Raw genomic sequence first — 25,417 nt, 5'->3', positions numbered from 1 at the left:
ATTAAAATCTAAAATGCGAAAAGGCTTTATTTGCTTCGGCCATTTTATGAATATTTTCTTTTCTTTTTACAGCTTCACCTTGCACTTGAAAGGCGTCCCATATTTCATATGCCAATTTATTCGCCATCGTTTTTTCAGTTCTAATAGAAGCACAAGATATTAACAATTTCATTGCTTTTGTTATTTTACTATTAGAAGAAATAGGAGCCGGTATTTGAATATTAGACCCCCCCATCCTACGACTTCTAACTTCTACATGAGGCGTTACATTTTTTAATCCTTCTTTCCATATTTCTAATGCAGATTTTTCCTCTTTTTCTTTTATGATATCTATTTTATTCATGGCATTATAAAATATATTATAAGCTGTATTTTTTTTTCCATTCTTCATGATATGATTCACAAAACGTGTTACCAGAGGATCACTAAATTTAGGATCTGGAAAATAGACTTTTTCTTTTTTTTAACTTTTCTCATTGATCGTTTAATCTTTTTTAACTACTTTAGCTCCATACTTACTTCTGCTTTTTTTTCTTCCATTAACTCCAGCTGTATCTCTAGCCCCCCGTACTATTTTATATTTTACACCTGGTAAATCCTTAACTCTCCCTCCTTTAACTAATACGATAGAATGTTCTTGAAGATTATGTCCTTCTCCTGTAATATAACTAATTACTTCTCTTCCATTTGTAAAACGAACACGAGCTACTTTTCGCATAGCCGAGTTAGGTTTTTTTGGTGTTGTAGTATAAACTCTGGTACAAACTCCTCTTTTTTGAGGACAAAATTCTAAAGCTACAGATTTCCGTTTTTTAGAGACAGAAACCCGTCCTTTTCTAATTAACTGCTGTATAGTAGGCATATATCCTATATTTAAAATGCAAATTATATTATTTCACAATAAATTACAAAACTTAATGATTTAATAATCAAAAAAAATAATTTATGCTAAAAATTATCAATCCTAATTTTTTGATTTTGGAAAGGATTTTCTTCTAAAGATTTAATATTAAGTTCTTTGTAAATATAACGGTAAGTTGAAAGTAAACAAGGGAATCCATCCACAATAGCAACATTATGTTCATAATGAGCTGAAATTTTATTATCTAAAGTAGTAATTGTCCATCCATCTTTATGAAAAATAATTTTAGATGAACCAATATTGACCATGGGTTCTATAGAAAGAACTAATCCTTCTTTCAATTTAAGACCTTTTCCTTTCTTCCCGAAATTTGGAATTTTGGGATCTTCATGCATATTTTTTCCCAATCCATGTCCCACAAGATCTTTTACAATATTATAACCACTTTTTTCAATAAAGGATTGAATAGAATAACCTATATCTCCAATACAATTTCCATATTTACAATTAGATATTCCAATATAAAGAGATTTCTTAGAACAATCTAAAAACTTTTTTGTATGATAAGAAACTTTTCCAACCTCAAAAGTATAAGCATGTTCTCCATAAAATCCATTCATATAAACTCCGCAATCTATAGATAATATGTCGCCTTCACATAAAAGATTTTCATTAGGAATTCCATGTACCACTTGATGATTTGGAGAAGCACATAAAGTATTTGGAAAATTATATAAACCCAAAAAAGCTGGTGTCCCACCATGATTACGAATAAAATTTTCTGCCAGTTTATCTAAATAAAGAGTATTAATCCCTGGCTTAATTTCTTTAGCTAACATTCCTAATGTTTTAGAAGCTAGAAAAGCGCTTTTTTTTATTAAAATTATATCTTCGATAGTTTTTAACTGTATCAAAATGCAATTATTTTATTAGTATTTTTTAATCATAGAAGTTCCACTCATAATTTTAGGAATAGGTAATTTCATTAATTGTAAAATAGTAGGAGCTACATCTGATAAAATCCCTTCTTTTTTTAAAGAAATATTTTGTTTTTTTATATTTTTATCTAAAAGAATAAAAGGAACTAAAGATGTAGTGTGAGCTGTATGAGGAGTTCCATCGGAATTTATCATATAGTCTGCATTTCCATGATCTCCTACTATAATAACTGTGTAAGAATTTTTTATAGCTTCTTCAGAACAAAATTTTACACATTTATCAACAAATTCACACGCCTTTATTGTTTCCTCCATTTTACCAGTATGCCCCACCATATCTGGATTTGCAAAATTTAAACAAATAAAATCTGATTGTTTTCTTTTTAACTCAGGGACAATTTTTTTTACAATATTTTCTGCACTCATTTCAGGTTTTAAATCATAAGTAGAGACTTTAGGAGATTGACATAAAATTCTTATTTCTCGATCAAAAGGAGCTTCTCTTCCCCCTGAGAAAAAAAAAGTAACATGCGGATATTTTTCTGTTTCAGCTATACGTATTTGTTGTTTTCCTTCTTTTTCTAAAACCTCCCCCAAAGTATCTGATAGATATTTTTTTTCAAAAAGGACATGGATCCCCCGATATTTCGGATTAAAACAAGTCATAGTTATGTAATAAGATAAATCTAATTTTTTCATTTCTGAAAAAATAGCATTGTTTCCTGTTAAAAGTTCTGTAATTTGCCTAGAACGATCAGGACGGAAATTAAAACAAAAAACAACATCTCCATCTTTGATTCTAGAAATAGGAATTCCATTTTTGTCAATAATAATTAAAGGGGATAAAAATTCGTCTGTAATTCCATTATTATAAAATTTTTCTATAGATGAAATGATATTTCCAGTGTAAATCCCCTTTGAATAAACCATTGCATCATATGCTTTTTTAGTTCTTTCCCACTTATTATCGCGATCCATTGAATAATATCTTCCAATAACTGAAGATAATTTTCCAACATACTGTTTAGTTACATTTAAAAGTTGTTGAATATAAAAAATGCTCTTCTTGGGAGAAGAATCTCGCCCATCTGTAAAAATATGTATAAAAACATCTCTAATTTTTTTTTGATGAGCTATTTTAAGTAAATAAAAAAGATGATCCATATGTGAATGAACCCCTCCATCAGATAATAATCCAATAAAATGAATTCTATTTTTTGAAATAGAAATTTTATTAAAAAAAACATCTATTTTTTTTAAAAATGAATTATTTTTTATAGAGATATTAATCTCTTCTAAACTTTGAAGAATCTTACGCCCAGATCCCAAATTAATATGACCCACTTCTGAGTTTCCCATTTGTCCTTTAGGTAATCCAACATCACATCCTGATGCTATCAACTTACTAAAAGGATAATTATTGGAACAATAATCAATAAATGGAGTATAAGCTTGTTCTATTGCAGAAGAATATCGATAAGAAGAGAGTCCCCAACCATCCAAAATAATTAACATTAGTTTTTTCATCTATTAAATGCTAACTCTTTTAAAAAGATCAATTTTTAAATTTTTATCATATTTTTCTAAATATTCTCGAACAGTTATTTTATTATCTTTTACAAATTTTTGATTTATCAGAGTATTCTCTAATATAAATTTTTGAATTTTTCCTTCAATTATTCTATTTTTTATGAAATCAGATTTATTTTCTTTTTGAACTTGACATTTAATAATGTCAAGTTCTTTATTCATCAATGAACTTGGAATTTGTTTCTCATTAATAGCTATAGGATTCATAGCAGCTATATGCATTGCTATATCTTTAGCTATAGATAGATTATTTACTCTATTGGAAAATCCTACTAATGTAGCTATTTTATTAGTATTATGAGTGTAATTCATTACAAATGAAGAATCTACTTTTTCAAAAATTTTTAACTCTAATTTTTCTCCTACAACTCCCATCTTATTTATTATCATTTTTTGAATACTTTCGTATTCATTATATGAACTACGTAAAAAATCAACTTTAGTATTGAATAATAATGATTGTTTTGAAAGTATGGATAAAAAATTTAAAAATTCAGTACTCTTAGATAAAAAATCAGTTTCACAACTAATTCCTATGATTGTTCCATAAGAATAATCGGAATGAACCGAGGAAATAAGTGCTCCATCTTTCATATGATGAAAAAAATGATCGACTGCTATTTTCTCTCCTTTTTTTCTTAAAATATGTACAGCATTATCAATATCTCCATTAGATTGAATTAATGCTTTTTTGCAATCCATAATTCCAATGCCTGTTAACTTTCTAAGTTTGTTAACTATCTGTATAGAAATTTTCATGATTTTCTGTTTACCGTGTTTTTATTTTCACGTTCATTTTTAATAGAAACTCCATGTTGAATTGCCTCTGACACAAATTTCAAAATAATATCTATAGATTTAGAAGAATCATCATTAGATGGGATAGGATATTGAACATCATTAGGGTTTGTATTAGTATCCACCATGGCAAAAATAGGTATTTTTAATTTTTTGGCTTCAGTTAAGGCTATTTTTTCTTTATTTGGATCCACTAAAAAAATACCACCTGGTATATGATTCATATTAGAAATACTTCCTAAATTTTTATATAGTTTTGCATATAATCGATCAATTAATAATCTTTCTTTTTTAGATAAAGTATCGAAGGTTCCATTTTTTTTCATTTTTTCTATATTATTCATTTTTTTTACAGATTTACGAATCGTTGTGAAATTTGTGAGTAATCCCCCTAACCATCTTTCTGTTATACAAGGCATATTAATGCTTTTTGCATAATGAATAACCTTCTCTCTAGCTTGAGCTTTTGTTCCAACTAATAATATTTTTTTTCCATTTTTTGCTATTTTTTTTAAACCATTACAAGCTCCCTCCAATTTTGAAATTGTTTTTGCTAAATCTATAATATGAATTCCCCCTTTTTTCATAAAAATAAAAGGACGCATATTCGGGTTCCATTTTCTCGCAATGTGTCCAAAATGAACGCCAGCTTTCAATAAATCTTCAGTATTGATTTTCATTTATATATTAATATTAGTTTTTAACGTTTTGAAAATTGATACTTTTTTCTAGCTTTTTTTTGACCAAATTTTTTTCTTTCTACCTCTCTAGAATCACGTGTTAATAATCCTTCCGATTTTAATTTACTTCTGTTCTTTACATCAAATTCACAAAGAGCACGAGATATAGCAAGACGTATCGCTTCTGCTTGCCCACTATACCCTCCACCAAAAACTTTCACATCTATATCAAATTGATTCAATTTTTCCACTATCTCAATAGGGTATAATATTTTTTTATGAAGATATTCTGGAAAATATTGATCCAATTTTTTAGAATTCACAGTAACTAATCCATTTCCTATTTTTAAATAGATACGTGCAAGAGACCTTTTTCTTCTTCCTATAGTATGTATCATAATTTTTCAAATTTCAATAAAATGGGTTTTTGAGCTTTATGTTTGTGTTCAGATTTTGGATATACATGTAAATTTTTAAATATTAATCGTCCTAAACGATTTTTAGGCAACATTCCTTTTACTGATTTATATATTATATTTCTAGAATCTTTATCGAATAAATTTTGAATAGAAATCGTCTTTCTTCCACCTGGATAACCAGTATGATAAATATATTTCTTATTATTCCATTTCTTTCCGGTCAGTTTTATTTTATTTGAATTGATAACAATAACATGATCTCCACAATTAACATGTGTAGAAAAAAAAGGTTTATGTTTTCCCATTATAATGTGTACAATTTTTGTAGATAATCTTCCTAAAATTTGATTCTTTGCGTCTATTATAATCCAAGACTTGATAACCGCATTTTCCTTAATCGAAGCAGTTTTTAAACTCAATAAATCCATATTTTTATTTTATTTTATCAATATAAGAAATTTTAATGAATGACTTTTTGTCATAAAAAACTTTTTTCACAAAAGCTTTTTATTGTCATATTTCCTCTTCTCTTATTTATAAAGGTTTTATTTTCATTATGGCATAATGATTGGAGTGCTTATTGAATGAAATTAATATATGAAAAAACGTAATAAAAATGAGTAAAATTATAGGTATAGATTTAGGAACAACAAATTCTTGTGTAGCAGTTATGGAAATTAATGACCCTGTTGTAATCCCTAATTCAGAAGGAAAAAGAACAACTCCATCTATAGTAGCTTTTGTAGAAGGAGGAGAGAGAAAAATAGGAGACCCTGCTAAAAGACAAGCGGTTACTAATCCACAAAAAACCATTTTTTCAATAAAAAGGTTTATGGGAAGAATGTATTCAGAAGTTACTGAAGAATTGAAACATATTCCTTATAAAGTTATAAAAGGAGGAAACAACACACCTAGAGTTGGTATAGAAAAAAGATTATATGCTCCTCAAGAAATATCAGCAATGATTTTACAAAAAATGAAAAAAACGGCTGAAGATTATCTGGGAAAAGAAGTTAGTAGAGCTGTGATTACTGTCCCGGCTTATTTTAATGATGCACAAAGACAAGCTACTAAAGAAGCTGGAGAAATAGCAGGATTAAAAGTGGAAAGAATTATAAATGAACCGACAGCAGCTGCTTTAGCTTATGGATTAGATAAAAGTAACCAAAATAAAAAAATTGTAGTTTATGATTTAGGAGGAGGGACTTTTGATGTTTCTATCCTAGAATTAGGAGATGGAGTTTTTGAAGTTTTATCTACTAATGGCGACACTCATTTAGGGGGAGATGATTTTGATCAAGTTATCATTAATCATTTAGCAGATAAGTTTAAATCTAAAGAAGGATTAGATTTGAGAAAAGATCCTATGGCTTTACAACGTTTAAAGGAAGCGTCTGAAAAAGCTAAAATAGAGCTATCTTCTTCAAATCAAACAGAAATAAATCTTCCTTATATTACAGCTACGGAATCAGGACCTAAACATTTGGTTTTAACCTTAACTCGTTCCAAATTTGAACAATTATCAGAAAAGTTAATACAACGTTCTATTAATCCTTGTTCTAAAGCATTAAAAGATGCAAATTTAATAACTCAAAATATAGACGAAATAATTTTAGTAGGTGGATCCACACGTATTCCGAAAGTACAAGAAGAAGTTGAAAAATTTTTTGGTAAAAAACCGTCTAAAGGGGTGAACCCAGATGAAGTTGTCGCTATTGGAGCAGCTATACAAGGAGGAGTATTGACAGGGGATGTACAAAATGTATTATTATTAGATGTAACTCCTTTATCTTTAGGAATTGAAACTTTAGGAGGGGTTTTCACTAAACTTATTGAGTCTAATACAACAATTCCCACTAAAAAATCAGAAGTTTTTTCTACAGCGTCTGATAATCAATCAGCAGTAACTATACGTGTAGGACAAGGTGAAAGACCTATGTTCAATGATAATAAAGAAATAGGAAGATTTGATTTAGTAGATATCCCTCCTGCACCTAGAGGAATTCCTCAAATTGAGGTAACTTTTGATATAGATGCTAATGGAATCCTTAATGTTTCTGCAAAAGATAAAGGAACAGGAAAAGAACAATCTATACGTATTGAAACCTCTTCAGGATTAAATCAAGAAGAAATAGAAAAAATGAAAAAAGAAGCAAAAGAAAATGCTCAAAAAGATGAAAAAGTAAAAAAAGAAATAGAAAAATTAAATGCTGCAGACAATCAGATTTTCCAATCTGAAAAACAATTGAAAGATTATGGGAATAAATTATCTGATAATAATAAAAAAATAAGAACATTCTTTAAAAAATTAAAAGAAGCACATTCTAAAAAAGATTTTTCTTCCATTGATAATTATATGAAAAAACTAAATGAAGCTTGGACTAATGCCTCTAAAGAAATTTATAATACAGAAAATATAAATCAAAATAATAATCAATCAACTAAAAAAGAAAACGAAAAAAAAGCAGCAAAGGAAATGAAAACGTACAAGATGTAGATTATGAAGAAGTAAAATAAAAATTGTAAAATAAAGGGAGTTGATTATCATGGAATAATGGAAATTTTAGTTCCTCCTCCAATGACTTTTTCTCCCTTTTTCACTAATACTATAGAATTTAATGGTAAAAAAACATCAACTCTAGATCCAAATTTTATAAACCCCAATTCATCTCCTTTTTTCACTAAGGAATTTTTTTTTGCATAAAGAATAATGCGTCTAGCCAAAAAACCAGCTATTTGTCGAAATAATATTTTATTTCCTCTAGGGGTTTTTATAACCGTTGTTGTATGTTCATTATATAACGAGGATTTAGGAAACCAAGCTATGATATATTTACCAGGATGATATTTTACATAAATAATTCTTCCAGAAACAGGAAATCTGTTAACATGTACATTAAAAGGAGACATAAAAATAGAAATACATACGCAATTTTTTTTAAAAAATTCATTCTCAATAACTTGTTTAATATCCATAATTTTTCCATCAGCAGGTGAAATGATTATTTCCTTATCATAATTTTTTTTATGAATTTTATCAAAATTTCTTTTTGGATTTCTAAAAAAGAAAATTAAAAAAAGATAAAATGAAATTAAAAAAATTGATAAAAAAACATAAATTAATCTAGATAATAAAAAGAAAAAAAAAGTTAGTAATAATATTATTATTACTAATGTATATATTAAAAATGAAAACCCTTCTTTATGAATCACGATTACAAAACTTTTAATAAACAAACCATAAAAGTTTTATCAAAATATAAAACTTTTACTTTATTTAAAAAATATTATAAACAATACTAGTTACTACAGCAGCTATAATAGGAATCACAAAAATAAAACTATCTAATCTATCCAAAAATCCACCATGTCCAGGAAACCAAACCCCAGAATTTTTTACGTTGCAAGATCTTTTAATAGTAGATTCTACAAGATCCCCAATAGTAGAAAAAATAGGAACAGTAACAGATAAAATAAACCAATATTTTTTCTCCCATATTTTATATAAAAAAAATCCTAATATTATACAAAAAAATAAACCTCCAATCACTCCTTCTATTGATTTCTTAGGAGAAATAGATATAGCTATTTTTCTTTTTCCCCATTTTCTTCCTATTAAATAGGATAAAGAATCATTTGTCCATATTAAAATAAATATACCTAAAATTAATTGTTTTCCATGATGAATAATAGAATATATATAAGATGCTAAATAAAATGGCATAATAATATATATGAGACCAAAAATTAGATGACTAACTTGTACAATTTTTTCTTTATGAGAACATTTATTATAAAATAATTGAATCATAAGAAAAATGATGGAATAGGGAATAAAAAAAATTATATATGGTTTTAATCCTTTTTGTTTATCTATAAAAATGTCTATAAGAATAGGAAATAAAAAAAATAAAAAAGTAACTTTCACTAAAGTTATGTTAGTTTTTAATATTAATAAAAATTCAAATAGGCAAAAAAAAGATAATATCATCATTACTATTCTGAAAATTTTTTCACCTTTTTCAATAGAAAAAATAATTGAAACAACATAAATTAAACCGGTTAAAAACCTTATTATAAAGTCTATGTTTTTTTTTTATTCATCATATTTTTAATAAATCTTTTCAAGAAGAAGAGATATTACTAACAGAACTTAACATATCACCAATTTCATCTGGATAAGGTCTTTCTCCAAATATTTTTTTTAAATCTTCTCTAAAAATAACTTCTTTCTCCAATAATTCATTTGCCAACATAGATAGTTTTTTTTCATTATTTTTCAATATATTTTTAGCTCTTTGATATTGTTCTGTTATAATTTTAGATATTTCTTCATCTATAATTTGAGCCGTTTTTTCACTATAGGGTTTAGAAAAATAAAATTCACTTTGCCCCGTAGAATCATAATAAGAGACATTTCCTATTCTTTCGTTTAATCCAAAAATAGCGACCATAGATTGAGCTTGTTTTGTGACTCTTTCTAAATCGTTTAAAGCTCCAGTAGAAATACTACTAAATATAATTTCTTCTGCAGATCTTCCTGCTAATAATGCGCATATTTCATCTTTCATTTGTTCTGGAGTTGTTAACTGTCTTTCCTCTGGTAAATACCATGCTGACCCTAAAGATCTACCTCTTGGAACTATGGTGACTTTAACTAAAGGGGCTGCATGTTCCAATAACCAACTTATTGTAGCATGTCCTGCTTCATGATAAGCAATTCGTTTTTTTTCATTTGGTTTTATGATTTTATTCTTTTTTTCCAAACCTCCAATAATACGATCTATTGCATCAATAAAATCTTGATTTTCTATTTTAGATCTATCTTTTCGCGCTGCAATAAGAGCTGATTCATTACAAACATTAGCAATATCTGCGCCACTAAATCCGGGAGTTTGTCTTGCTAAGAAATCTATGTCGACGTCTTCAGATAATACTAATCTTTTGAGATGTACATAAAATATCTCTTTTCTTTCATTTAATTCAGGCGGATCTACTAATATAGTACGATCAAAACGTCCAGGACGAAGTAAAGCTTTATCTAAAATATCAGATCTATTGGTGGCAGCTAATACAATCACATTGGTGTGTGTCCCAAATCCATCCATTTCTGTTAAAAGTTGATTCAAAGTGTTTTCTCTTTCATCATTTGATCCAGCTATACTGCTTTTTCCACGAGCTCTTCCTATAGCATCTATTTCATCAATGAATATTATACATGGAGATTTTTCCTTAGCTTTTTCAAATAAATCTCTGACTCTAGAAGCCCCCACCCCTACAAACATTTCAACAAAATCTGATCCTGATAAAGAAAAAAAAGGAACTTTTGCTTCTCCTGCCACAGCTTTTGCTAATAAAGTCTTTCCTGTTCCAGGAGGACCTATTAACAGAGCTCCTTTAGGTATTTTTCCTCCCAATTTCGTATATTTTTGAGGACTTTTTAAAAATTCTACTATTTCTTGAACCTCTTCTTTAGCACCTTCTAAACCAGCAACATCTTTAAACGTTATTTTTACATTATCATTTTCATCAAACAACTTAGCTTTGGATTTTCCTATATTGAATATTTGACCTCCAGGACCTCCACTCGTAGATCCTATTCTTCTAAATAAAAAAATCCAAAAAATAATTAATAATATAAAAAATATACCATAATCAAATAAAAATTTAGTAATGGTATATTCTTGTTGATTTTTAAAATCAATAATAGTATTTAAATTATATTTTTTTTTATATTCTTCAAATTTTTTTTGAAAAAATTGCAAATCTCCTATTTCAAATTCATATTGTAATGGTTGTGTAATAAATCTTTTTTCATTTTTAATAATATTACGAGCAGGATTATTAAATGATAAAAATTCTTTTTTTAAATAAACATATACTATTTCTCTATGTTTTACTATAATTTTTTGTACTTCTCCTTTCGATAATATGTCAAAAAAAGTATCCTGATCAATTTTTCTAGGATTAGAAAAAGAAGATTTAAAAAAAAATATCCCTAAAAATATAGCAAATATGATTACATATACCCAAAAAAAGTTATTTTTACTTTTTATTTTTTTATTGATCATATAAGTTTCTTCATTACTTAATATTTAATTTTAAATAAAAAATATTAATTATATTTTTTTATGAATTGAATTGTGGTTCCATAGATTTTCTATATCATAATAGAATCTAATCTGTTTTTGAAAAATATGAACAACAATAGAAATATAATCAACCAGAATCCATTCTTTATTTTTTAATCCCTCTACATGCCAAGGTTTTTTTTGTAATTTTTCGACTGTTATTTTTTCTATAGATTGGGATATAGCATATACTTGATTATGAGAGTCCCCATTACAAATCACAAAATAATCACAAATAAAATTTGTATTCTTTTTTAAATTTATAACAGATATATCTTTTCCTTTAACCATTTGAATCCCTTCTATAATCTTATCTAATAACAAAACAAAAATTGTTTTTAATTTTTATTAAATTTATTTCAAAAAAACAAAAATAAGGTTTTCGCTTTAAAGAAGTTAAATTTTACAATATAAAAAACATTTTGAAAAAATTTTTTTGGCCTATAAATCTAATTACATTAAAAAAAATTGATTCGACAAATCAATATGCTAGAAAATATATTTTAAAAAAACAGAATTGGATAATTATTTGGACAATGAATCAAACCCAAGGAATAGGAATGAGGAAAAATTTATGGCATACAGAAAAAGAAAAAATTACTTTTAGCATTGTTTTTAAACCTATTCAAACTTTATATGTAAAAAAAATATACGTTATGAATATTGTTATAAGTAATGCTATACATAAAACCCTGTCTGAATGTTATAATCAAAAAAATAAAGAAAAAATTTGGATTAAATGGCCTAATGATATTATTATAAATAATCAAAAAGTATGTGGGATTTTAATAGAGAGTTGTATTTTTTCACAAAAAATTCATACTATTATTATTGGTGTAGGTTTAAATGTGAATCAAAAAAAATTCCAAAAAGAATGGAATGCTTCTTCTCTAAAAGAAATATTTCATCTAAATTTTGATTTAGATTATCTTTTTTATAAAATTATATATTTTTTTCAAAAAGAATATCTTTTTTTTACAATTTATGGAGAAAAATTTATACGAAAATATTATATAGATTATTTATACTTAAAAAATCAAGTTTCTATTTTTTATATTTATAAAACAAACAGTTATATTTCGGGGGTTATACGGTCTATAACAGATCAAGGATTTTTAGTTATTGAATACAATAAAAAATTCTATTTTTTTATGGAAAAAGAAATAGAATTTTTTATTTCGTAGTGTTTTTTTTATATTTTTTATTTTCTATTTCTTTTTTCATTTCTTTCCAAAAATTACGTTTTACAATTTTTTTTTCTTGGATTTTTACAAAAATTTTTTTTTCATCCAACATAAATTCTTTAATAAAAAAGAAAAACCCAATATTAATTATATTAGATATAAAATAATATAAAGATAAAGCAGAAGCATAACTGTTTATAAAAAACAACATTACAATAGGCATTAAATATAATAGAAAATTCATATCAGGAATAGAAGAGTCGTTCTCATTTATAGGAATGTCAATATCTTTTTTTCCGTTATTACTTAATTTAGTATAAACTAATAACGCAAAAGAATATAATAAAGTCAATAAACTTACGTGATTTCCATAAAAAGGAATAAAAAAGGGTAATTTTAATATTGAATCATATGAAGTAAGATCTTCCACCCATAAAAAAGATTTTCCTCTCAAATTAATTATAGTAGGAAAAAATTTAAATAAAGAATAAAAAATGGGGATTTGAAACAATGTAGAAATACATCCAGACATTGGGTTAATTCCTACATTTTTATATAATTCCATCATAGCTCTTTGTTTTTTGAAAACATCTCCTTTATATTTTTGACTTAATTTTTCTATTTCTGGACGAATTAATTTCATTATAGCACTTAATTTATATTGTTTATAAGTTATTGGATACAATATAAGTTTTACAACTACAGTCATAAAAATGATAATAATCCCATAATTTAAATTTGTTTTTTCCAAAAATTGAAAAATTATTAAAAAAAAATATTTATTAATCCATTTAAGAAATCCCCATCCAAATGGAATAATATTTTCAAATCCATTTTTATATTTTTTCAACAAATTCAAGTCCAAAGGCCCAAAATAAAAACGAAAAGAAAGATGAAATTCTTCATCTTTTTCCGTATTTATAAACGTTTTCAATTGAATTTTTTTTAAAAAAGATCCTGAAGAAAAATTTTCAGATTTAATAAAAACATTTTTTAATATTTTTTCTGGAATAAATATAAAAGAAAAAAATTGTTGCTTATGAGCTATCCAATTTACTCCGTATATATTTTTATATTCTGTTTTTTTTTCAGATAAATATTTCACAGAAGAAGTGGAATTATTTAAATCATTATGAGAAACAGAATAATATACTTGAGTATAAGAATTTTCCCAATCTCTATCCTTTTCGAGGGATAGGATTCGATGTTCTAAACTTAAATAAGATCCATGTTTTAAAGAAGAAAAATTTCTAGTTCTAATAGAAAAGTTAATATCATACTGATTTTTTTCTCCTATTGTATATATATAGTCTAAAAATCCTTTTCCATTCCCATAAGGATTTTTAGCTCTCATGACAAGAGTTGTGATTCCCGATATTTTATTTTTTTCTAATAAAAAAGGCTGAAAATATAAAGTCCCTGTATCAATATTTAATCCTTTTTTATTCATAAAAAATAATTTATATAGAAAATTATAATTTTTTATTAAATAAAGATTTTTAGCATGATATGATAATGAAGAATCATATGCCTTATATTTTTTTAAAAAAACCTCATTAATATTTCCTCCTAAACTAGATATTTTAAGTCTTAAAACATTATTCTCTAATAAAAAAAAACGATTTTTTTTTCTTTTTTCTATGTAAAAAATTTCTTTCTTTGTGAAAAATTCTTGATTTTTTTTATGACTGCTTAAATTTAATTTTTTATCATTATCATTGATTACATTGTTATTTATATAAGTAAAAATCATTAAAACAAACAATATAAGAATGAATCCTATTATATGACTATAATCTAAATTTTTATCTCTCATATATAAGAAGAATTCTTAAAAGATATAGATACTTGTATAAAATTAATGAATAAAGGATGTGGATTTGTTACTGTACTTTTATATTCCGGATGATATTGAACCCCTAAGAAAAAAATATGATTTTCCAATTCCAAAGCTTCGACTAAACCTGTTTCTGGATTTATTCCAACCGCCTTCATTCCAGCATTAGAAAAACACTCCAAATAATTATTGTTAAATTCATATCTATGACGATGTCTTTCAAAAATTTCTTTTTTTCCTCCATAAATAGAAAATATTTTAGATCCTTTTACAAGAGAACATTTCCAATTTCCTAATCGCATTGTTCCTCCTATATAAGTTAATTTTTTTTGTTTCTCCATTAAATTTATTACTGGGTGAGATGTATTCGGGTTTGTTTCATAACTTTCTGCTTTTTTTAAACCTAATACATTTCTTGCGAATTCTATTACAGCGATTTGCATACCCAAACATATTCCTAAAAATGGAATTTTATTTTCTCTAGCATATTTTGCTGCAAGGATTTTTCCTTCTATTCCCCTATTTCCAAATCCTGGAGCGACCAAAATACCTGAAATTCCTTTGAAATATTTTTTTACATTCTTTTCTTTTATCATTTCTGAATAAATCCATTTTATATCAACATAAGTTTTGTTTTCTGTTCCCGCATGAATTAAAGCTTCTGTTATAGATTTGTAAGAATCATGCAAAGAAACATATTTTCCAACTAATGCTATTTTTGTTTCATATTTTGGATTTTTATATTTTTTAATAAAAATTTTCCATTTTTTTAAATTTGGAATAGGAACACTAGATAAATTCAAATGATTTAATACGGCTTCATCAAAACATTGTAAATGTAATAAACAAGGAATTTCATATATAATTTTAGTATCTATTGACTCCACAACGTGTTTTGGTTTTACATTACAAAATAATGCTAATTTTTTTCTAATATTATCAGATATATGTTTTTCTGTTCTACAGACTATAATATCTGCTTGTATCCCATTTTCCATTAAATTTCGAACAGAATGTTGTGTTGGTTTTGTTTTAATTTCTCCAGTCACTGTAATATGTGGAAGTAATGTCAAATGAATAACCAATCCATTAAATTTTCCCAATTCCCATTTTAATTGACGGACCGACTCAACATAAGGCAAACTTTCTATATCTCCTACAGTTCCCCCTATTTCTGTAATAACAATATCATAATTTTTAGATTCTCCCAGAATTTTTATCCGTCTTTTGATCTCATTAGTAATATGAGGTATTACTTGTACTGTTTCTCCTAAATAGATCCCTTTTCTTTCATTATCTATTACTGTTTTATATATTAATCCTGATGTGACGTTATTTTCTTTACTTGTAGGTTGATTTAAAAATCGTTCATAATGTCCCAAATCTAAATCTGTTTCAGCCCCATCTTGAGTGACAAAACATTCTCCATGTTCATAAGGATTTAAAGTACCTGGATCTATATTAAAATAAGGATCCAATTTTAATATTGAAACTTTATACCCTCTAGCTTTTAATAACATCCCTAATGAAGCCGAAACTATTCCTTTTCCCAAAGAAGAGGTAACACCTCCTGTAACAAAAATGTATTTTGTTTCCATAATCACAATAATTTATATTTAACAAAACAGGTAAAATTATTGCTTAAAAAACGAGAATTTATGATTTTTTTTTTATATTTACCAAAATTGGAGCAAGTCCTACACAATCAGCTCCCTATAAATCCTCCAGGGTGGGAACACAGCAAAGGTAAATAGGTTGTAGCGATGTGATGTAGTTTAGCTTGCTCCTTTTTAAATAACATTAACATTATTTATTCATAAAAAAAAGTATGGAGAATTTGTTAAAATGTAATTTTTGTGGAAAAAACAAAAACGATATTACTTTTCTTATATCTGGAATCAATGGACATATTTGTAATTTTTGTATAGAAAGAACTTATTCCATTATTCATAATAAATTTTTTATTAAAAATAATCACGAAAACAAAAATAAATTTACAAAAGAAAAAATAAAAAAACCTAAAGAGATAAAATCTTTTTTAGATAAATATATTGTAGGACAAAATGAAGCTAAAAAAATCCTGTCTGTAGCTGTTTATAATCATTATAAACGTATTCAAAAACAATGGAATAATAATAAAGATTTTACAGATATAGAAATAGAAAAATCCAATGTTTTGTTAATTGGAAAGACAGGGACAGGGAAAACTCTGCTAGCAAAAAGTATATCAAAACTTTTAAAAATTCCCTTTGCTATAGCTGACGCAACTACTTTAACAGAGGCTGGATATGTAGGAGAAGATGTAGAATCTATTTTAACTAAACTATTACAATCTGTTAATTATGATATAGATTCTGCTGAAAAAGGAATTATTTTTTTGGATGAAATAGATAAAATTTCTAGAAAAAGTAATAATCCTTCTATTACTAGAGATGTATCTGGTGAAGGAGTCCAACAAGCATTGCTAAAAATATTGGAAGGATCTGTAGTCAATGTTCCCCCACAAGGGGGGAGAAAACATCCAGATCAAAAAATGATACAAATGAATACTGAAAATATATTATTTATAGCTGGAGGGACATTTGATGGGATAGAAAAAATTATTTCTGATAGAATAGAAGATATGTCTATAGGTTTTATGACTCAAGAAAAAAAAAGAAAGAAAAGTGAAAAAAATTATATAAAAAATATTCTATCTGAAGATTTAAAAAAATTTGGGTTTATTCCAGAAATGATAGGAAGATTTCCTATAATTACTTATTTAAATCCACTAAATAAAAATATGTTGAAAAAAATACTAATAGAACCAAAAAATGCTTTAATCAAACAATATCAAAAATTGTTTGATATAGACCATATTTCTTTGAACATTACAGATGAAGCACTAAATATTATAGTGGATAAAACATTTCAGTTAGGTTTAGGGGCTAGAGGATTACGAATATTTTGCGAAAAAATATTTGTAGATTACATGTTTGATATAGAAAATATTCAATCTACATTGAATATAGATCAAGATGTTGTAAAACAAAAGCTTTCTTATTAATTCAAAATTTTTCTTTCATTCTGAATTAATTTCCATAATTTTTTTATTAATTCTGATAATCCTTCTTTTGTAAAAGAAGAAATAAAAACAACATTTTCTTCTAATTTTTTTAAAAAAAATTCTTTTATTTTCTTTTTTTTATCATTATCGATTAAATCAGATTTAGATATCGCCAATAAACGTTTTTTCTTTAAAAGATTTGAATTAAATTTTTTCAATTCATTTAATAATATGAAATATTCTTTTTTTTTATTTTTTGTATCTGAAGATATTAAAAACAACAAAACAGAATTTCGTTCTATATGTCTTAAAAAATAATGTCCTAAACCTTTACCTTCAGATGCTTTTTCTATAATTCCAGGAATATCAGCTACTAAAAAAGAATTAAAATTAACTTTTACCACTCCTATATGTGGGGTTTTAGTTGTAAAAGCAAAATTTCCTATTTTAGGTTTTGCTTTTGTGATCACAGAAAGTAAGGTCGATTTTCCAGTATTGGGAAAACCTATAAATCCTACATCGGCTAAAATTTTTAGTTCTAAAAAAATCCAATTTCCTTTTGTTTTAATTCCCGGTTGTGCATAATGAGGAGATTGATAAACAGAATTTTTAAAAAAAGAATTTCCTTTTCCTCCTATGCCTCCTTTAAACAAAATTTTTTTTTGATAATTTTGGGTTATTTCCATTATTATATTTTCTTTTTCATCTTTTACTATAGTTCCTATAGGAACCTCTATTAATAAATCTTTTCCATTTGCTCCGGTTATATTATTTCCTTTTCCTGGAAATCCAGATTTAGCAATCCAATGTTTATGATATCTTAAATGTAAAAAGGTATGAATATGAGAATTTCCTTGAATAATAATATCTCCTCCTTTTCCTCCTGTTCCTCCATCTGGCCCCCCCCCTATGTACATATCTGTTTCTATGAAAATGAACACAACCAGCTCCTCCATTTCCACTTTTACAATAAATTTTTATAAAATCAACAAAACAATTTTTCATAAAAAATTAATATAATAAACTCATAATTTTTTTTTCCATAAAAATAGAAATTTTTTCTATAGATAAAGAAGCGTTTAATTTTACTATATTATTTTTACATTTATGATTCTTCCATATCAAAGAAGTCTCTTGATCATATTCTTTTATTCTCCTTTGAACTGTAATAATATCCGTATCATCATTACGATTACTTGTTTTCCCTCTTTTTAATAATCTATTTATTATCATATTTTTGGGAATAAAAAAATAAAAAATTATATTAATTTTTCCTAAACAAAATTTTTTTAATACTTTCTCTAAAGAAAAAATCTGATTTTGAGTTCTAGGATATCCATCATAGATAATTCCTTTAGATTTTAAATATTTTTGAATTTCTGTGTTTAACATATTTGTAGTTATTCTATCAGGAACTAACACCCCTTTATTAATATAATAACTCGCTAATTTCCCTAGATTAGTTTTTCTTTTTATATGATCTCTGAATATCATTCCAGTAGATAAATGTATGAAACCAAATTTATTTGATATGATTTTAGCTTGAGTTCCTTTTCCACAACCTGGTGGGCCAAACAATATAATATGTATCATAAAACAATAAAAATTATGAATTTCATGTAAAGAAGACATAATACATATATGAATTTTTATACGTACTCATTGAGTACAAAATAAAAACAATATATGTGTGTGGGAATATAGAAGAAGAGTGTTTTTTAATTGATTAACTTATAAATGAATTGCTTTTCCATAAGCATTAGCTATAGATTCTATAATAGATTCACTTAATGAAGGATGAGGATGGATACTCCCCAAAATTTCATAGCTAGTTGTTTCTAATTTTCTAGCTACTACCACTTCTGAAATTAAATCTGTCACATGATTTCCTATCATATGGCATCCTAACCATTCATCATATTTATCATCAAAAATTACTTTTACAAAACCATCAGTATTTTCATCAGAAATAGACCTGCCTAGAGCCGTAAAAGGAAATTTACCTATTTTTACTTTAAATCCTTTTTCTTTAGACTCTTTTTCTGTATAACCGACTGAAGCCATTTCAGGAAGTGAATAAACACATTTTGGAACATTATTGTAATTTATTTTCTGACAATTTAAACCTTTTATATTTTCAATACAATTTATTGCTTCGTGCGATGCGACATGAGCTAAAGAAGGGGTATTAATTACGTCTCCTATAGCATAATATCCATCTATATTTGTACGATAATTTTCATCTACGACTATAAATCCTCTTTCTGTTTGAATTCCTATTTCTTTCAGACCAATATATTTAATATTAGGAACCACTCCTATAGCGGATAGAATAATATCAGTTTTTAATACAATATTTTCCAACGGGGTTTTAACATCAACAATAACTTCATAAGTTTCATTATTATAAGTAATTTTATTTATACAGGAAGACACATAGTTTTGAATTCCTATTTTATCAAAAGAATGTTTCAAATAATCAGATATATCATCATCCCCATTGGGATACAATTTAGAAGAGATTTCTATGACAGTAACTTTTGTCCCCATAGAATGATAAAAATATGCAAATTCTAATCCTATAGAACCAGAACCTATAATTATCATTTTTTTTGGTAATGAAGATAAGGACAATGCTTCTTTATATGTTATAATTTTTTTTCTGTCATATTGAAATTTTGTATCAATTTTAGGAATTGCGCCAGTAGCAATAACAATATTTGAGGCGGAATATTCTCCTATGCTTTTTTCATTTTTAAAAATTTCTATTTTCTTACTTTTTTTGAGTTGTGCATTTCCAAAAATAACATGAACTCCATTTTTTTTCATTAAAAATGAAACTCCTTTTTTTATTTTATCAACGATTATTCTGCTTTTAGAAAGAATTTTAGGATAATTTACTTGAATATTTTTATTTTTTATACCAAATAATTCTCCATTTTTCTTTATAGATTGTAGAATTTTTGCGCTATTTAAAAGCGATTTAGTAGGAATACAGCCCCAATTTAAACAAATTCCTCCAATTGATTCTTTTTCCACAATAGCTGTTTTCATTCCAAGTTGTGCTGCCCGTATAGAAGCTACATAGCCTCCAGGTCCACTTCCTAAAATAATAACATCGAAATGCTGCATATATCATAATATAAATAAAACATCTAAATTTACAGTTTTTTCTGTTTAATAAGTTATGAAAAAGAAAACAATAAACTATTTATGAAAATATTATAAATTTGTTCATATTGATATATAACATATAATTATGAAGTTTTTTATAGATACAGCTAATTTAAAAGAAATTGATGAAGCAAGATCATTAGGAATGTTAGATGGAATTACCACAAATCCATCTTTGATATCAAAAGAATCTCTTTTTAGTCATAAAGAAATTTATGAACATTATATATCTATATGTAAACGTTTGAAAAATGATGAAAATATGAGTGCAGAAGTTATCAGTAGTAACTATACTGATATGATTCAAGAAGGGGAAAAACTGGCTTTATTACACCCCAAAATTGTGGTAAAAATACCTATCACAAAAAATGGAATTAAGACTATTAAATATCTTTCCCAGAAAAAAATTAAAACTAATTCTACTCTTATTTTTTCTACAGGACAATCTATTTTAGCAGCAAAAGCTGGAGCCACTTATGTTTCTCCATTCGTAGGTAGATTAGATGACGTATCTTATAACGGTTTGAATTTAATACAAGAAATCAAAAGTATATATGACAATTATTCCTTTGAAACCAAAATATTAGCAGCTTCTATACGTCATCCTTTACATATCGTAGAATGTTTTAAAATTGGAGTATATGCCATAACTTCTCCTCTGAATGTTATTTATTCTTTGTTGAATCATCCATTAACTAACATAGGATTAGATAAATTTATAAAAGATTTCCATAGAAAAATAAATAAATGATTAAATTTTTATTTTCCCATTCATCAAATATTGAATAGAAATAGATGTAGATTTTGGTAGTTTTTCATATAATCTTGATAACTCAATTTGTTCTTTATTTTCAAAAATTTCTTCTAAATTATTTTTATTCATATTCATAGGATTAAATTCCTCCAATTTAGCATATAAATCTTCTTTAATTTTATTAAAGATTTTCTGACTTATTTTTTCTAAAATGCATATAGTTTCATATATATTCTTTCCTGATTTTTTTTCCAGTTGAATACAATCTACAGTTTCTGTATTTATTGGAGCATCAATATCTCTTAAAAAATTCATACAAGTTACAATCGTTATAATTTTTTATATAAAATTCCTAATTTTTTTACATTAGAAGAATATGGAAAATTTTTTATGTACTCATCGTATGATTTTAGAAAATTTTTTCTATTACTGAGTTTATGTTGACATATACAAATTTTATACATAGCATCTTCTTTTAAATAGCTTTTTGGAAAATTTTTAATAAAATCTTGAAAGTAAATCAAAGAAGACTGATATTTACGTATCAAAAAATAATAATTAGCAATGTTATAATCCTTTTTTTCGATTTTATTTAATAACTTATAAAGTAAATTATAAACTTCTTTTACTTTTGAACTATCAGGATATTCCTTGATAAACTGATTAAATGTTTCAATTGCTATCTTAGTTTTTGTTTGATCCAAATCGAAATTTGGAGACAAAAGAGAATAACGTTTTCCTTTTTCAAACAAAATTTTATCTTTCGATAAAACTAATTTTTTTTCAAAAAAACCTGTATGTATAGAACATCCTTTATGAAGGATGGCAATTGATAATACTGATACAAAAAAAATAATTCTATTCAAAATTTTTATGAAAATTTTTCATGTCTTTATCAAATAAATATAACCCCCCTTTATCTTCTTTTATTAACTCTATTTTATCTAAAATCATTTTAATTAAACTTTCTTCTTCAATTTGCTCTTTAACATACCATTGCAGAAAATTATATGTAAAATAATCTTTTTCTTGCAAAGAAGTTTCTACCAAAAGATTTATTTCTTTAGAAATTGTTTTTTCATGTTCAAATAATTTCATAAATAATTCTTTTAAGGATAAATATGTAATATTTTTAATCAACATACTGTCAGTACTCAAAATAGCATTTCCTCCTCTTTTATTGATATATCTAATCAATTTCAACATATGAATTCTTTCTTCATTTGAATGATCATATAAAAATTCACATACTCCTTCATAACCTTTCCTCTCAACCCAAGATGCCATAGACAAATATAATTGAGAAGATTCTGATTCTCTATTCAACTGTTTTGTTAATTCTTTTTGTATTTTTTCACTAAACATATCATATACTTTTTATTTTTTTAATAAAAGTAACATCTTTTTTCTTAAAGATGGAGTGCCCACTAATAATGGTAATCTCACATATGAATTGCATATTCCTATTATATCTAAAAAAGTTTTAATTCCTGTAGGATTTCCTTCTTCATAAATAAGATCTATTATTTCAATAATATTATAAAAAATGGAAAAAGCTTTTTTTACATTGTTGTCCCTTGCTAGAGACACCATATTAGAAATTTCATCAGGAAATCCTTGAGCAATCACAGAAATTACCCCTTCTCCTCCTCCTAATATAACAGGCAAAGTTATAAAATCATCTCCTGAAATGACACTAAAATTTTGGGGTTTATTCTCTAAAATTTTATAAGATTGTAAAACATTTCCAGAAGCTTCCTTTATACCTATTATATTTTTAAAATCATAGGCTAAACGTAAAACAGTATCCGGCATAATATTAGAACCTGTTCTTTTAGGAACATTATAAAGAATAATATCTGCTTCTGTCTGATTTACAATTGATTTAAAATGTTGATATATCCCTTCCTGAGAAGGATTATTATAATAAGGAGAAACTGAAAGAATAGCATAAAAATCCGATAAATTTTTTATGCTATTTATTTCTTTTATAACATTTTCTGTATTATTTCCTCCTAATCCCAATATTAAAGGAAGTTGTTTATAATTGGCCCTTTGAATGCATTTTACAATATCCCATTTTTCTTCCTTTCTTAAAGTAGCTGTTTCCGCTGTAGTACCCAATGTGACTAAATAATCGACATTATTATTTACAACATATTTCACAAGCTTTTCAAGTCCATTAAAATCAATTTTTCCATCCTTTTTAAAAGGAGTAACTAACGCTACACCTGTCCCATATAATTTTTTCATAGAATATAATTTTTATTTCATGTTGATTTAATAATAATTTACAGATGTAAGCGTCCAACATATAAAGGAGAAATAAGAATTAATAATCTTTTTTTGCTCTTGGTCTAGCTGCAGATACAATAATATTTCGACCCATAAACTCTGTTCCATTTAATTTTTCTATAGCTTGTTTAGCATTTTCTTCACTAGACATTTCTATAAATCCAAATCCTTTACTTTTTTTATTTGATGTAGATTCATCAAAAATTATTTTGGCGTGAGTCACTTCTCCTACAGATTCGAAATAGTTTTTTAACTCTTGTTCTGTCATATCGTAAGATAAATTTCCTACGTATAATTTCGTGTTGTCCATATTGAAAATAAATTGTTTTAAAAGCAAATTTAGAGAAATATTTTTTCTAAAAAAGAAAAATATATTACTTAATATAATATAAAAGGAATTTTAAATAATGATTTATTTTATTATTATAAGAAAAAAATCTCAAATAAAATTTGGAAATTTTTTGTATTAATATTGAAAATTTTTTTTAATAACTATAATGAATAATTCTTCTATTGTATCATCCTTATTGGATAATGATTTTTATAAGTTTACAATGCAAAATGCTGTAATTAAATTATTTCCTTTAGCTAAAGCTAAATATGAATTTATAAATAGAGGACGGCATTCTTTTCCTAAAAATTTTGATAAAATTCTGGAAGAAAATTTAAATAAAATGGCTTATTTAAAACTTTCGGAAGAAGAAAGAATTTATTTAGAAAAAAATTGTCCTTATTTAGATTCTTCTTATCTAGATTTTTTAAAAAAATATCAATATAATCCAAAAGAGGTTAATATATTTCAAAAAGGAAAAAATATACAAATGTATATAGAAGGTTTATGGAGCAGTACTATCTTATGGGAAGTTCCTTTGATGGCTATTATATCTGAATTATATTATAGATTAACAGGAGCTGAAAAAATATCAGAAAAAAAAATAAAATATAACAAAAGAAAAATTAAAAAATATAAAAAATTAAAAGTTAGAATTGGAGAATATGGAACAAGAAGAAGATATTCTTATAAAGTCCATAAATTAGTGTTAAAAACATTAATAGAAGAAGGGCTTCCATTTTTCATGGGAAGTAGCAATGTTCATCTTTCTCATATTTTTTCAATAAAACCAATAGGAACACAAGGACATGAATGGATAATGTTTCATGCAGCAAAATATGGTTTAAACATCGCAGATCGCTTGGCTATGGAAAATTGGTTAAATATTTATAAAGGAAAATTAGGGATAGCTTTATCTGATACATATACTTCTCCAATTTTTTTTAAAAATTTTAATGAAAAACTTTCAAACCTTTTTAAAGGAGTGAGACATGATAGCGGAGATCCTATTTTTTTTGCTAAAGAAACTATTAAACATTACAAAAAATTTAAAATAAATCCTATAAGAAAAAAAATTATATTTTCAGATAATCTTGATCCATGTAAAGTTGCTTCTATTTCTTCTTTTTGTAAAAATAAAATAAATGCTTATTTTGGAATAGGAACTAATTTTACTAATGATGTCGGTCTTCCTTCCATGAATATGGTCATAAAAATGGTAAAAGCACTTCCGGAAGAAAAATGGATATCAGTCGTTAAACTTTCTAATGTTAAAGAAAAATCTACAGGAAAAAAAAATATGATTTTTTTAGCTAAAAAAATTCTTCATATATAAAAAATGAATTTTTATTTATTTATGTCATAATGACATTATGTA

At 25.7% G+C, this 25,417-nt stretch carries 24 protein-coding genes, 1 other RNA gene and 3 pseudogenes; 6 read left to right on the top strand and 22 right to left on the bottom strand.

Features of this window, described 5'->3' with window-relative positions; translation table 11 throughout:
* Position 1 precedes the first annotated feature (1 nt).
* The 8 genes and pseudogenes from rpsG to rplM all read right to left on the bottom strand — a co-directional run bounded on the left by rpsG (position 2) and on the right by rplM (position 5,715).
* A pseudogene (rpsG, locus tag K645_RS01160) lies at positions 2-477 on the bottom strand (30S ribosomal protein S7).
* Between the two features lie 7 nt (positions 478-484).
* Positions 485-862, bottom strand: a complete 378-nt coding sequence (gene rpsL, locus K645_RS01155) for a 30S ribosomal protein S12 (RefSeq protein ID WP_022565053.1) — start codon at positions 860-862, stop codon at positions 485-487.
* An 86-nt stretch (positions 863-948) separates the two neighbouring features.
* Positions 949-1,776 carry a type I methionyl aminopeptidase gene (gene map, locus K645_RS01150; RefSeq protein ID WP_022565052.1) on the bottom strand — a complete coding sequence of 276 codons (828 nt, stop codon included), beginning with the start codon at positions 1,774-1,776 and terminating at the stop codon, positions 949-951.
* 15 nt (positions 1,777-1,791) lie between these two features.
* Positions 1,792-3,327 carry a 2,3-bisphosphoglycerate-independent phosphoglycerate mutase gene (gene gpmI / locus K645_RS01145; protein WP_022565051.1) on the bottom strand — a complete coding sequence of 512 codons (1,536 nt, stop codon included), beginning with the start codon at positions 3,325-3,327 and terminating at the stop codon, positions 1,792-1,794.
* A gap of 3 nt (positions 3,328-3,330) precedes the next feature.
* Positions 3,331-4,149, bottom strand: a complete 819-nt coding sequence (gene tsf / locus K645_RS01140) for a translation elongation factor Ts (RefSeq protein WP_022565050.1) — start codon at positions 4,147-4,149, stop codon at positions 3,331-3,333.
* Positions 4,146-4,868, bottom strand: a complete 723-nt coding sequence (gene rpsB, locus K645_RS01135; protein WP_022565049.1) for a 30S ribosomal protein S2 — start codon at positions 4,866-4,868, stop codon at positions 4,146-4,148. The genes tsf and rpsB overlap by 4 nt, the downstream gene beginning before the upstream one ends.
* 20 nt (positions 4,869-4,888) lie before the next feature.
* Positions 4,889-5,266, bottom strand: a complete 378-nt coding sequence (gene rpsI, locus K645_RS01130) for a 30S ribosomal protein S9 (protein WP_022565048.1) — start codon at positions 5,264-5,266, stop codon at positions 4,889-4,891.
* Positions 5,263-5,715, bottom strand: coding sequence for a 50S ribosomal protein L13 (rplM, locus tag K645_RS01125; protein ID WP_022565047.1), 453 nt, complete (start codon positions 5,713-5,715; stop codon positions 5,263-5,265). The genes rpsI and rplM overlap by 4 nt, the downstream gene beginning before the upstream one ends.
* Before the next feature lie 188 nt (positions 5,716-5,903).
* Between rplM and dnaK the strand changes: the two are divergent.
* Positions 5,904-7,804: pseudogene (dnaK, locus tag K645_RS01120) on the top strand (molecular chaperone DnaK).
* Positions 7,805-7,831: 27 nt separating this feature from the next.
* On the opposite strand, the gene K645_RS01115 reads toward dnaK, so the two are convergent.
* From K645_RS01115 to rsfS, 4 genes are all read right to left on the bottom strand, one after another.
* Positions 7,832-8,500, bottom strand: coding sequence for a phosphatidylserine decarboxylase family protein (locus K645_RS01115; protein ID WP_022565045.1), 669 nt, complete (start codon positions 8,498-8,500; stop codon positions 7,832-7,834).
* A gap of 64 nt (positions 8,501-8,564) precedes the next feature.
* Entirely contained in the window at positions 8,565-9,365 is an 801-nt protein-coding gene (locus K645_RS01110) for a phosphatidate cytidylyltransferase (protein ID WP_041935996.1), read from the bottom strand.
* A 46-nt stretch (positions 9,366-9,411) separates the two neighbouring features.
* A complete protein-coding gene (ftsH, locus tag K645_RS01105; protein WP_022565043.1) occupies positions 9,412-11,358 on the bottom strand; it encodes an ATP-dependent zinc metalloprotease FtsH in 1,947 nt (648 codons plus the stop codon).
* 48 nt (positions 11,359-11,406) lie between these two features.
* Positions 11,407-11,742 (bottom strand): ribosome silencing factor, encoded by a 336-nt coding sequence (gene rsfS / locus K645_RS01100; RefSeq protein ID WP_022565042.1) that lies wholly within the window; start codon positions 11,740-11,742, stop codon positions 11,407-11,409.
* Between the two features lie 98 nt (positions 11,743-11,840).
* On the opposite strand from rsfS, the gene K645_RS01095 reads away from it, so the two are divergent.
* Complete coding sequence (locus K645_RS01095) at positions 11,841-12,602, top strand: biotin--[acetyl-CoA-carboxylase] ligase (protein ID WP_022565041.1); 762 nt, start codon at positions 11,841-11,843, stop codon at positions 12,600-12,602.
* Here K645_RS01095 and yidC read toward each other — a convergent pair.
* Both yidC and K645_RS01085 read right to left on the bottom strand, forming a co-directional pair.
* Positions 12,592-14,418, bottom strand: a complete 1,827-nt coding sequence (yidC, locus tag K645_RS01090; RefSeq protein ID WP_022565040.1) for a membrane protein insertase YidC — start codon at positions 14,416-14,418, stop codon at positions 12,592-12,594. The genes K645_RS01095 and yidC overlap by 11 nt on opposite strands.
* Entirely contained in the window at positions 14,415-16,037 is a 1,623-nt protein-coding gene (locus tag K645_RS01085) for a CTP synthase (RefSeq protein ID WP_041935995.1), read from the bottom strand. The genes yidC and K645_RS01085 overlap by 4 nt, the downstream gene beginning before the upstream one ends.
* 90 nt (positions 16,038-16,127) lie before the next feature.
* Between K645_RS01085 and ffs the strand changes: the two genes are divergently transcribed.
* Positions 16,128-16,228, top strand: an RNA gene (gene ffs, locus K645_RS03150) — signal recognition particle sRNA small type.
* 39 nt (positions 16,229-16,267) lie between these two features.
* The gene (gene clpX / locus K645_RS01080) at positions 16,268-17,485 is read left to right on the top strand and encodes an ATP-dependent Clp protease ATP-binding subunit ClpX (protein ID WP_022565038.1); all 1,218 of its coding nucleotides are present in this window, start codon (positions 16,268-16,270) and stop codon (positions 17,483-17,485) included.
* On the opposite strand, the pseudogene obgE reads toward clpX, so the two are convergent.
* From obgE to lpdA, 3 genes and pseudogenes are all read right to left on the bottom strand, one after another.
* A pseudogene (gene obgE / locus K645_RS01075) lies at positions 17,482-18,490 on the bottom strand (GTPase ObgE). The gene clpX and the pseudogene obgE sit on opposite strands and share 4 nt — an antisense overlap.
* 6 nt (positions 18,491-18,496) lie before the next feature.
* A complete protein-coding gene (locus tag K645_RS01070; RefSeq protein ID WP_022565036.1) occupies positions 18,497-19,117 on the bottom strand; it encodes a nucleoside monophosphate kinase in 621 nt (206 codons plus the stop codon).
* A gap of 99 nt (positions 19,118-19,216) precedes the next feature.
* On the bottom strand, positions 19,217-20,617 hold the full coding sequence (gene lpdA, locus K645_RS01065) for a dihydrolipoyl dehydrogenase (protein WP_022565035.1): 1,401 nt from the start codon (positions 20,615-20,617) through the stop codon (positions 19,217-19,219).
* 127 nt (positions 20,618-20,744) lie between these two features.
* On the opposite strand from lpdA, the gene fsa reads away from it, so the two are divergent.
* On the top strand, positions 20,745-21,410 hold the full coding sequence (gene fsa / locus K645_RS01060) for a fructose-6-phosphate aldolase (RefSeq protein WP_022565034.1): 666 nt from the start codon (positions 20,745-20,747) through the stop codon (positions 21,408-21,410).
* Here fsa and K645_RS01055 read toward each other — a convergent pair whose 3' ends face one another.
* From K645_RS01055 to K645_RS01035, 5 genes are all read right to left on the bottom strand, one after another.
* Positions 21,411-21,728: a hypothetical protein gene (locus K645_RS01055; RefSeq protein ID WP_022565033.1), complete on the bottom strand. Its 318-nt coding sequence runs from the start codon at positions 21,726-21,728 to the stop codon at positions 21,411-21,413.
* A gap of 14 nt (positions 21,729-21,742) precedes the next feature.
* Complete coding sequence (locus K645_RS01050) at positions 21,743-22,279, bottom strand: outer membrane protein assembly factor BamD (RefSeq protein ID WP_022565032.1); 537 nt, start codon at positions 22,277-22,279, stop codon at positions 21,743-21,745.
* Positions 22,272-22,778, bottom strand: coding sequence for a ferritin (locus K645_RS01045; RefSeq protein WP_022565031.1), 507 nt, complete (start codon positions 22,776-22,778; stop codon positions 22,272-22,274). The genes K645_RS01050 and K645_RS01045 overlap by 8 nt, the downstream gene beginning before the upstream one ends.
* Before the next feature lie 12 nt (positions 22,779-22,790).
* Positions 22,791-23,666, bottom strand: coding sequence for a 4-hydroxy-tetrahydrodipicolinate synthase (gene dapA, locus K645_RS01040; protein ID WP_022565030.1), 876 nt, complete (start codon positions 23,664-23,666; stop codon positions 22,791-22,793).
* 79 nt (positions 23,667-23,745) lie between these two features.
* On the bottom strand, positions 23,746-24,018 hold the full coding sequence (locus K645_RS01035; RefSeq protein ID WP_041936067.1) for an RNA-binding protein: 273 nt from the start codon (positions 24,016-24,018) through the stop codon (positions 23,746-23,748).
* Between the two features lie 187 nt (positions 24,019-24,205).
* Here K645_RS01035 and pncB point away from each other — a divergent pair, with 187 nt between their 5' ends.
* Positions 24,206-25,375, top strand: coding sequence for a nicotinate phosphoribosyltransferase (gene pncB / locus K645_RS01030; RefSeq protein ID WP_022565028.1), 1,170 nt, complete (start codon positions 24,206-24,208; stop codon positions 25,373-25,375).
* Positions 25,376-25,417 lie beyond the last annotated feature (42 nt).

Source organism: Blattabacterium sp. (Nauphoeta cinerea), assembly GCF_000471965.1.
Taxonomy (GTDB): domain Bacteria; phylum Bacteroidota; class Bacteroidia; order Flavobacteriales; family Blattabacteriaceae; genus Blattabacterium.
This window is presented reverse-complemented; position numbering and strand designations above follow the sequence as displayed.

What these genes read in the sequence shown, in the direction of transcription:
- rpsL (WP_022565053.1), bottom strand. Translation starts at nt 862, where the DNA reads ATGCCTACTATACAGCAGTTAATTAGAAAAGGACGGGTTTCTGTCTCT.
- gpmI (WP_022565051.1), bottom strand. Translation starts at nt 3,327, where the DNA reads ATGAAAAAACTAATGTTAATTATTTTGGATGGTTGGGGACTCTCTTCT.
- tsf (WP_022565050.1), bottom strand. Translation starts at nt 4,149, where the DNA reads ATGAAAATTTCTATACAGATAGTTAACAAACTTAGAAAGTTAACAGGC.
- rpsB (WP_022565049.1), bottom strand. Translation starts at nt 4,868, where the DNA reads ATGAAAATCAATACTGAAGATTTATTGAAAGCTGGCGTTCATTTTGGA.
- rpsI (WP_022565048.1), bottom strand. Translation starts at nt 5,266, where the DNA reads ATGATACATACTATAGGAAGAAGAAAAAGGTCTCTTGCACGTATCTAT.
- rplM (WP_022565047.1), bottom strand. Translation starts at nt 5,715, where the DNA reads ATGGATTTATTGAGTTTAAAAACTGCTTCGATTAAGGAAAATGCGGTT.
- ftsH (WP_022565043.1), bottom strand. Translation starts at nt 11,358, where the DNA reads ATGATCAATAAAAAAATAAAAAGTAAAAATAACTTTTTTTGGGTATAT.
- yidC (WP_022565040.1), bottom strand. Translation starts at nt 14,418, where the DNA reads ATGAGAGATAAAAATTTAGATTATAGTCATATAATAGGATTCATTCTT.
- K645_RS01085 (WP_041935995.1), bottom strand. Translation starts at nt 16,037, where the DNA reads ATGGAAACAAAATACATTTTTGTTACAGGAGGTGTTACCTCTTCTTTG.
- clpX (WP_022565038.1), top strand. Translation starts at nt 16,268, where the DNA reads ATGGAGAATTTGTTAAAATGTAATTTTTGTGGAAAAAACAAAAACGAT.
- K645_RS01070 (WP_022565036.1), bottom strand. Translation starts at nt 19,117, where the DNA reads ATGTCTTCTTTACATGAAATTCATAATTTTTATTGTTTTATGATACAT.
- lpdA (WP_022565035.1), bottom strand. Translation starts at nt 20,617, where the DNA reads ATGCAGCATTTCGATGTTATTATTTTAGGAAGTGGACCTGGAGGCTAT.
- fsa (WP_022565034.1), top strand. Translation starts at nt 20,745, where the DNA reads ATGAAGTTTTTTATAGATACAGCTAATTTAAAAGAAATTGATGAAGCA.
- K645_RS01055 (WP_022565033.1), bottom strand. Translation starts at nt 21,728, where the DNA reads ATGAATTTTTTAAGAGATATTGATGCTCCAATAAATACAGAAACTGTA.
- K645_RS01045 (WP_022565031.1), bottom strand. Translation starts at nt 22,778, where the DNA reads ATGTTTAGTGAAAAAATACAAAAAGAATTAACAAAACAGTTGAATAGA.
- dapA (WP_022565030.1), bottom strand. Translation starts at nt 23,666, where the DNA reads ATGAAAAAATTATATGGGACAGGTGTAGCGTTAGTTACTCCTTTTAAA.
- K645_RS01035 (WP_041936067.1), bottom strand. Translation starts at nt 24,018, where the DNA reads ATGGACAACACGAAATTATACGTAGGAAATTTATCTTACGATATGACA.
- pncB (WP_022565028.1), top strand. Translation starts at nt 24,206, where the DNA reads ATGAATAATTCTTCTATTGTATCATCCTTATTGGATAATGATTTTTAT.